Origin of the sequence: Methylobacterium sp. Leaf91 (assembly GCF_001422815.1) — a bacterium.
Lineage (GTDB): Bacteria > Pseudomonadota > Alphaproteobacteria > Rhizobiales > Beijerinckiaceae > Methylobacterium.
Genome location: NZ_LMMP01000032.1, coordinates 1 through 8,639 on the forward strand (window position 1 = coordinate 1; position 8,639 = coordinate 8,639).

General features: G+C 60.3%; 2 protein-coding genes. Both read right to left on the bottom strand.

Features of this window, described 5'->3' with window-relative positions:
- Positions 1-130: 130 nt before the first annotated feature.
- Positions 131-295: a hypothetical protein gene (locus ASF32_RS25800; protein ID WP_162239919.1), complete on the bottom strand. Its 165-nt coding sequence runs from the start codon at positions 293-295 to the stop codon at positions 131-133.
- A 256-nt stretch (positions 296-551) separates the two neighbouring features.
- Positions 552-794, bottom strand: a complete 243-nt coding sequence (locus ASF32_RS26645) for a hypothetical protein (RefSeq protein ID WP_244483674.1) — start codon at positions 792-794, stop codon at positions 552-554.
- Between the last annotated feature and the right edge of the window lie 7,845 nt (positions 795-8,639).

The window sequence follows — 8,639 nt, forward strand, 5'->3', positions numbered from 1 at the left end:
CTGGAACCCCTACACCGCCCGCCGCGCCAAGGATGGCTTCTACGGCGGCTTCACCCTCGTCGTTCCCCTCGGCACCCTGCTCGGCCTCGCGCCGGGCTGAGGGAGGCAGGGTCCGAACAGAGCCATTCTGTCAGGCATGAAACGCGCCCCTTTCGCGACGCTGCTCTGGCGGCAAGGTGGCTATCCCGCGCGAAAGCATCACATGGCCGCCGGTAAAGCTCCGGCGGAAGGCATCGTTGAGGGCACGCACCCGGTCGGTGCGGGTGGTCGAGGCGGGATCCGCCTCGACGTTCATGGGGTAATGCTGCGCACGGCTCTTGCTTTGCGCCCTGAACCGCGCCCGGCGGCAGCAATCCGAGCTCACTGCGGTGCCGGGTGATCAGCGGATCGTCGGGCCAGTCGCGCCATTGAAGCTCAAAAGCGTCGTCGGCCTTTGTGTACATGATGATGGCCTCGAACCAGCCCTCCTGCGGACCGGCGCAGGCCAGCACGAGGCAGCCCAGTTTGATGCCGGGCCAATCGGCGGGCGCCTTGAAACGGCCGCCAGGGCCTCAGGCGCCTGCATCGCTACTTGCCCCGCCCCCTGGGGCAGTAGGGGCGCCAGCGGCCTTGGCTGAGGTCCTGACAGGCGCGGCAATGTCGGGCAGGCCCGCTGCCGCGACGAGCCGGTCGAACACCTCGGCTTTGACGAACGGCACGAAGGCTTTGCCGCTCCCGAACAGGCAGCCCTGCGGCAGGCCGGCGGCAAGGCTGTAATGGGTGTCATTGCCGATCTCGAGCACATGCATGCCCATCAGGCCGGCGGCGCGCTCAGCCTCGGCTTTCTACCCGACGGCAAATCGTGAGGCGTGTGGGCGGTGCCGTTCGTCGCGGCCGAACAGGACCAGGCCGGGCGGCATGGCAGTGGGTGTGCTGGTTGTGATGTTCAGGGCCATCAAAGGGCTCCAGAAACAACGAAGGCGGCCCGGAGGCCGCCTTGCGTTGAGTGTGAGGGGAAGGATGCATCCGCCCGCTGTTGGTCGGGCTCGGGTGGCGGCAGTGGTCGCAACGGCAGGGTCATCGGGGGCATCCGGTCAGCCGCGAAACAGCCCGCAGCGACAATCACATTATAAGATTATAGTCTTAATTTCAAGCTTAGGTTGCTTTGTTGCTTATGCGTCTATCGGTGAGTTGTGCCCGTAACCCTCGAGTGAGAATGGTAGAGTGGCCGCAATGGGTGGGTTTGCGACGGTCCGGTTTGAAGCGACGAGATCTAAGAAACGGACGTTCGAACGAGGGCCGCGAATCGACAGCTTAGCGCATATAGCCGCTGTCCAGCCGACGCTGGCAGCACCTCGATAGCGGACGCTGCGGGAGTGAGAACTTTGGATCCGGATCGTGCCGTGAACGGAAGTAGGTCGGCTACCCACAAACGGACGTTCGGTGTCACTTTTAAGAATGATGATAGCCAGGGTAAGCTGTTTCATAAAGCAGTTCTGACGGGAGAAAGCGTCCACCCTTCCGCACACTAACCATACAGTCTTTCCTGCCGCCGAATCACGCAGAAATAATTTGAATAGACTCAAACTTGTCGTTAACAGTTTATTTTCATATATTGCTATGCGATATATAGATTGATTATTATTGATCTAGAATGTCTACCAGAATATCCTTAAATTTCGAAATAATATTCACTCTGCATTCGCTGTAGTTTATTCGTCGTTTTTAATTTATAATAAATTCGAAAACAGCAGATCAATACAGTCGAAAATTGTCGATGCAAAAATGAGCACAAAGGATGGATCTTCGATTTCTCACCTTCCTCCATCTTTCTCCCTTTTCCGGCGTAGACCAGGCGGGGGATCTCCGGTCTGAAACGATTGAGGCAACGGCATCCAATGCGTTGGCTGAGGATCCAGCCGCGGATCGAGGTTGTCCGGCACAGTGGAGTCGCTCCATCCATCGTCTGCCAGCCACGCCAAGGTAACCAATCCATTTGGGCAGGAAACAAGAAAATCTTTGCATGTCTTGGGTTTGGCTGTGTCGATCGGCTGCCAGTCGCCTATTGCCCTATCCATCTTTGGTTACCCTCGCGGCGTCGGCCCTCATGCAGTGTTCGGTGACGGATTCTTTCGGTGCCTCTACGATGATGCTCGCGTGCGGGCTCAGCCGTTAGATCAATTCGGTATTAACAACCGATCGCACCACAAGCATGGCCGCGTTGGTGGCTGGCTCGTGCAGGGAAATCGCCAGCATTACTCTCCCGGAGGGCGAGCCGTTGCCGCCCCTTCGGCATGGTCGGTACTAGGCAAAATGCTCTGTCGACCATCTATTTCGGACTATATGCCAAAATATGCGCTAGATTATCGCCCTAAACCATGAAGTAATACTGACATAGGCATTTGATTGCGGCGATTTCTATATTTATTTTCACTTGTTGCGCTGATGGCTCTTCAATTGAGAGATTCATCTCCGCGCTTATAAGTATTGAACTTATATTTCTTGAATATATCAAAGATGCATAGAGCGTAATATTTAAAAACGTCGAGCAGTTGAAAGACTCGAAGGTCAAATATAATCGCGTAAAAATCGAATACTTTCGATCAGGGGAGGGAGCAATGACTACAAGTTTCATTGTCAATCAAGATGATCTCAGCTTCATACTCAAGCAGATCAAGATCGCGGAGGCGCATGCCGACGGCAAGACGATGACGGCAGCGATTCAGTCTGTCTATGTCGGCCTGTCTGACGCCGATGCCGCCTTAACGCCCTACGGCCTGCGCACGGTCGATGGTCAGGACAACAACCTCCTACAGCCCGAATACGGTGCCGGCGATAATCCGTTCCCGCGCCTGCTCGACCCGGTCTTCATGAATGACGACGACGGGGACACGATGCCTCTCGGTCCTCCTGGATCGGGCGCCCCTACGATAACTAACACAGATTATGGTATCTCCAGCAGCGTCGCCGACGCGGATCCGCGCATCATCTCCAATCTCATCGTCAACATGACGGTCGACAACCCGGCGGCCCTCGACGCCTGGTTCAACAATCCCCTCTCGCTCGCGGCCTTCGAGGCGGATCATCCCGGAAAGGTTCCGATCCGCCCCGGGGAGACACCGACGGGCAACCAGCTGGTCGTCACCAACGCTGACATCGCCCAGATCCCGAACCAGTCACCCGATGTCGGTCTGTCCCCGGGCTTTAATTCTTGGATGACTTTCTTCGGCCAGTTCTTCGACCATGGGCTGGATCTCGTCACCAAGGGCAATAACGGTACAGTCTATATTCCGTTGCAGCCCGACGACCCGCTTTACGTACCGGGCAGCCCAACCAACTTCATGGCGCTGACGCGGGCGACCGTGACGCTCGATGCGAACGGCGTCCCGCAGCATGAGAACACGACGACATCGTTCGTCGACCAGAACCAGACCTATACATCACATGCTTCTCATCAGGTCTTCCTGCGCGAATACGAGAAGAATACGCTCGGCCATGCGGTCTCGACCGCGCGCCTCCTCGACGGCAAGGCGAGCAACGGATCCCTCGACGGCGCAATCGGGAACTGGGCCGAGGTCAAGGCCCAGGCGCTCGAGATGCTGGGCATCCGGCTCGGCGATTTCGACGTCCACAACGTGCCGCTCCTCAAGACCGACCAGTATGGTCGCTTCATTCCCGGCGAGAACGGCTACGCTCAGCTGGTCATGGCGCCGGACGCCACGCACGACACCCCCTGGTTCAAGGAAGGAACCGCCGCGGGCATCACCACGGCGGGGTCCATCGGCACCAACCACGCCTTCCTCAACGACATCGCGCATCACGCCGAGCCGGTCTTCGTCGATCACGACCACAATCTGGGAACTCCGAAGCTGCAACAGGTCGCCGATGACGACCGCCTCGATTTCAATGGCGACGGCGTCAGCAACGCGGCCGACCTCGCTGCCGGAGCGGGCGTCATCCGGGATGCGAACCAGAGCGGTGGCATCGATCTCGACGATCTGAAGGACCTCAATTTCGACGGCAGGATCGATGCGGCCGATCTCGTGGCCGACGACCGAAATCCGCTGACCTACGACAACGAAATGCTCGACGCGCATTTTGTGACCGGCGACGGGCGCGGCAACGAGAACGTCGCCCTCACCGCAGTGCATTCCGTCTTCCATTCGGAGCACAACCGTCTGGTCGAGGAGAACAAGGCCACGATTCTCGCCACCGGCGACATCGATTTCATCAACGAATGGCTGACGAAGGACATCACGCAGATCCCTCCATCCGCCTCAGGACTCGAATGGGACGGTGAACGCCTCTTCCAAGCCGCGCGCTTCGTCACCGAAATGCAGTACCAGCATCTCGTCTTCGAGGAATTTGCGCGCCGCGTTCAGCCGAACGTCGATCCGTTCGTCTTCACCAACAGCGCGGACATCGACCCATCGATCGTGGCCGAGTTTGCGCATGTAGTCTACCGCTTCGGCCATTCGATGCTCACCGGGACGGTGGACCGGCTCGACAACGACCTGAACTCCGTCAACGGCGACAACGCCCAGGCAACGTTGATCGAAGCGTTCCTCAATCCGCAGATGTATGTCGGTACGGCCCATGATCTCGCCGCGACGAACGGTGCCATCATCCGGGGCCTGACCCGCGACGTGGGAAACGAGATGGACGAGTTCATCGTCCAGGACGTGCGCAGCAACCTGCTCGGCCTGCCGCTCGATCTGGCGGCGCTGAATATCGCCCGCGCCCGCGACACCGGTGTGCCTTCGCTCAACGAGACCCGCAAGCAGCTCTATACTGATTTCGGCGACCCCGATCTCAAGCCTTATACGAGCTGGGCAGACTTCGCACAGCACATCAAGAATCCCACCTCGATCATCAACTTCATCGCCGCCTACGGGACCCATGCGACCATCGCCGGCGCGACGACGGTCGATGCCAAGCGTGTTGCGGCCATGGAACTGGTCTTGGGGGTGGACGAGAATGGTAGCGGCGTCGCGGGCGATCGACTCGATTTCCTGAACGCGACCGGCGACTATGCAGGCGGCAACCTCGGCGGTCTCAACACGGTCGATCTCTGGATTGGCGGCCTGGCCGAGGAGCTGAACGAGTTCGGCGGCATGCTGGGCTCGACCTTCAACTTCGTCTTCGAATACCAGATGGAGCATCTGCAGAACGGCGACCGGCTCTACTACCTAAGCCGTACACAGGGATTGAACCTGCTCAACAATCTCGAGCCGAATACCTTCACCGATCTGGTGATGCGCAACACTGATCTGGGCGGGCTCTACTCCACCCACCTCAACGGCTCGCTTTTCACCACGCCGGATCACATCCTCGAACTCGACCGCGGCATCGCTCAGGAGGGCACGGATCCGACCTGGGACAGGGCATCGCAACAGGCGATCGATCCCAAGGTCGTGCGCAGTTACACCGGCGCCACGATCACCGTCGACGGTAAGGTGCATGACGTCGGCGGCACGCTCAAGGTGAGCGGCGGCGAGCATTTCGTCCTCGGAGGCACCGAGGGCAACGACAAGCTCTACGGCGACAAGGGCATCGACACCCTCTGGGGCGACGGCGGCGACGATTACCTCAATGCCGGCATGGAATCCGATAACGTCTTCGGCGGCGATGGCGACGATATCATCGAGGATCCATTCGGTGACGACGTGCTGCGGGGCAACCTCGGCAACGACGTTATCAACGGCGGCACGGGCCTCGATCTGCTGTTCGGCGATGCCGGTCAGGATTTCATCATGGGTACCACCGACACCAAGGAGGTGTTTGCCGGGCTGGGCAACGATTTCATCCTTGGCGGCAGCGCCCCCGACAACCTGATGGGCAACGAAGGCGACGACTGGATCGAGGGCGGCGAAGGCTTCGACGGGCTCTCGGGGGAGAACTCGCAGCTCTTCTTCAACAGCACCATCGTGGGCCACGACGTCCTGAACGGTCAGGGGAACGATACGGATTACGATGGCGAGAACGGCGACGACATCATGGTCGAAGGGCCGGGCATTCAGCGCAACAACGGTATGGAGGGGTTCGACTGGTCGATCCACAAGGGCGATCCGAACGCGGCGGATTCCGATCTCGGCATCCGCGTCTTCGACAACCGGGAGAACATTATCCTTCGAGACCGCTTCGATTCCGTCGAAGGCCTGTCGGGATGGAAGTTCAACGACACCCTGACGGGTGCTTCCAAGCTCGTGATCGGTGAGAATTTCGTCAACGTGCTCACCCAGGCGGGCGTCGACAGGATCACCGGCCTGCGCGGACTTCTCAACGTGGCGCCGGGCCTGCCGAACGCTGTGGTCTTCGACCCGAGCGGAGGGGCCGGTATCGGCAGCACAGGCGGCGAGATCCTTCTCGGCGGCGCGGGCAGCGACCTGATCCGCGGCAATCTCGGCAGCGATTTCATCGACGGCGATGCCTGGCTCAACGTCCGGATCGCGGTTCATGCGAACAAGGACGGCAGCGGCGCCGTCATTCGCTCGGTGGACAGCCTGAACGAGATCAAGGCGCAGATGTTGTCCGGGGCGATCAATCCCGGTCAGCTCGGCATCGTCCGCGAGATCGTCACCACGGGCGTGGGCGTCAACGACGTCGATACCGCCGTCTTCTCGGGCGATGTCGCGGATTACACGATCAGCGGACCCGATGGCGGCGGACGCCGCACCGTGACCGACAACGTCGGTACGGATGGCACCGATACGATCCGCAACATCGAGCGGCTGCAATTCGCCGATCAGACCATCACGATCAGCGGGACCAACGCCATCGCGACCGGGGCGGTGACGATCAATGATGCGACGCCCACCGAGAAGCAGGTCCTCACCGCGGCGGTTCTGAGCCTTAACGATCTCAATGGGATCAGGCCGGGCACCCTGGTGCTGACATGGCAGTCCTTCGACGGGACCGACTGGCGCGACATCCCCGGCGCAACCGGCGCAACCTTCACGCCCGGCGACCTCCAGGCAGGTCAGTCTCTGCGCGTTGTCGCGAGTTTCATCGATGGTCTCGGCGTTCCCGAACGGCTCACATCGGAACCGACCGCCCCTGTCATCGCCATCAACGATCAACCGACCGACATCGTCGGCGGGCCGCTTTCATCCGACGAGAACCGGGTTAATAGTTCCGTCGTCGGAAGCGTCGTCGGTGTCGACGCTGATACGGCCGTCCTGACCTATTCCCTGGTGAGCAATGCCGGTGGCCGCTTCGCTATCGACAATACGGGAAAGATTGTCATCGCCGACCGGACGCTGATCGATTTCGAGCAGGCGCCGAGCCACGACATCACGGTGTCCGTCCGTGATGGGCAATACACCCTCACGAAAACCTTCACGATCACGATCAACGATGTCGCGCCGGAATCCGTGACGGGCGATGGCCGGGCCAACATCATCCGGGCGGGCGCGGGCAACGACGTCCTCGACGGTCTTGGCGGTGCGGATGACCTCTCCGGAGGGTCGGGGAACGACATCTACTACGTCGACCAGCTGGGCGATGTCGTCCACGAGGTGGTCGGTGGCGGAACCGACAAGATCTACGCGAGCGGCAATTTCATCCTGGGGGCTGGTGAAGCAGTCGAGAGCCTCATCGCCAGGGCCGGCACTCTCGGCATCAGCCTTGGGGGCAATGGTCTTACGAACAAACTTCATAGCGGTGCCGGTGCCGATACTCTCAGCGGCTTTGGTGGGAACGACATCTACTACGTCGATCAGTTGGGCGATGTCGTGCACGAGGCGGCCAGTAGCGGAACCGACAGGATCTACGCGAGCAGCAACTTCACACTNGGGAACGACATCTACTACGTCGATCAGTTGGGCGATGTCGTGCACGAGGCGGCCAGTAGCGGAACCGACAGGATCTACGCGAGCAGCAACTTCACACTGGGGGCAGGTGAAGCCGTCGAGGTCCTGGTCGCCAGGGCCGGAACTCTCGGTATCAGCCTCGGCGGCAACGAGCTCGTCAATACGCTCCAAAGCGGTGCAGGTGCCGATACCCTCAGCGGCTTTGGGGGGAACGACATCTACTACGTCAACGGCTTGAATGACGTCGTGCACGAGGTGGCAGGGGGCGGAACCGACAGGATCTACGCCAGCAGCAACTTCGTCCTGGGGGCGGGTGAATCGGTCGAGACCCTGGTCGCCAAGGCGGGAAACCTCGGCATCAGCCTTGGCGGCAACGAGCTCGTCAATACGCTCTACAGCGGTGCCGGTGCCGATACCCTCAGCGGCTTTGGAGGGAACGACATCTACTACGTCAACGGCGTGAACGACGTCGTGCACGAGGCGGCCGGGGCTGGGACCGACAAGATCTACGCCAGCAGCAACTTCACCCTGGGGGTGGGTGAATCGATCGAAAACCTCTTCGCCAAGGTCGGCGGCCTCAGCCTAACCGGCAACGAACTCGCCAACACGCTCGTCGGGAGTAGCGGCGCCGATCGTCTGAACGGCGGCCTCGGGAACGATACCCTGAAAGGGGGCGCCGGAAACGACACGTTCGTGTTCGCGTCCGGGTTCGGATCGGACCAGATCGTCGGCTTCGATGCCGACCCGACCGGTGGCCAGGACGTCATGGACCTGTCGGGTCTCGGCATCACGGCAGCCGACTTCGCCAGCGAGGTCTCGATCAATCAGTCCGGTGCCAACACCACCGTC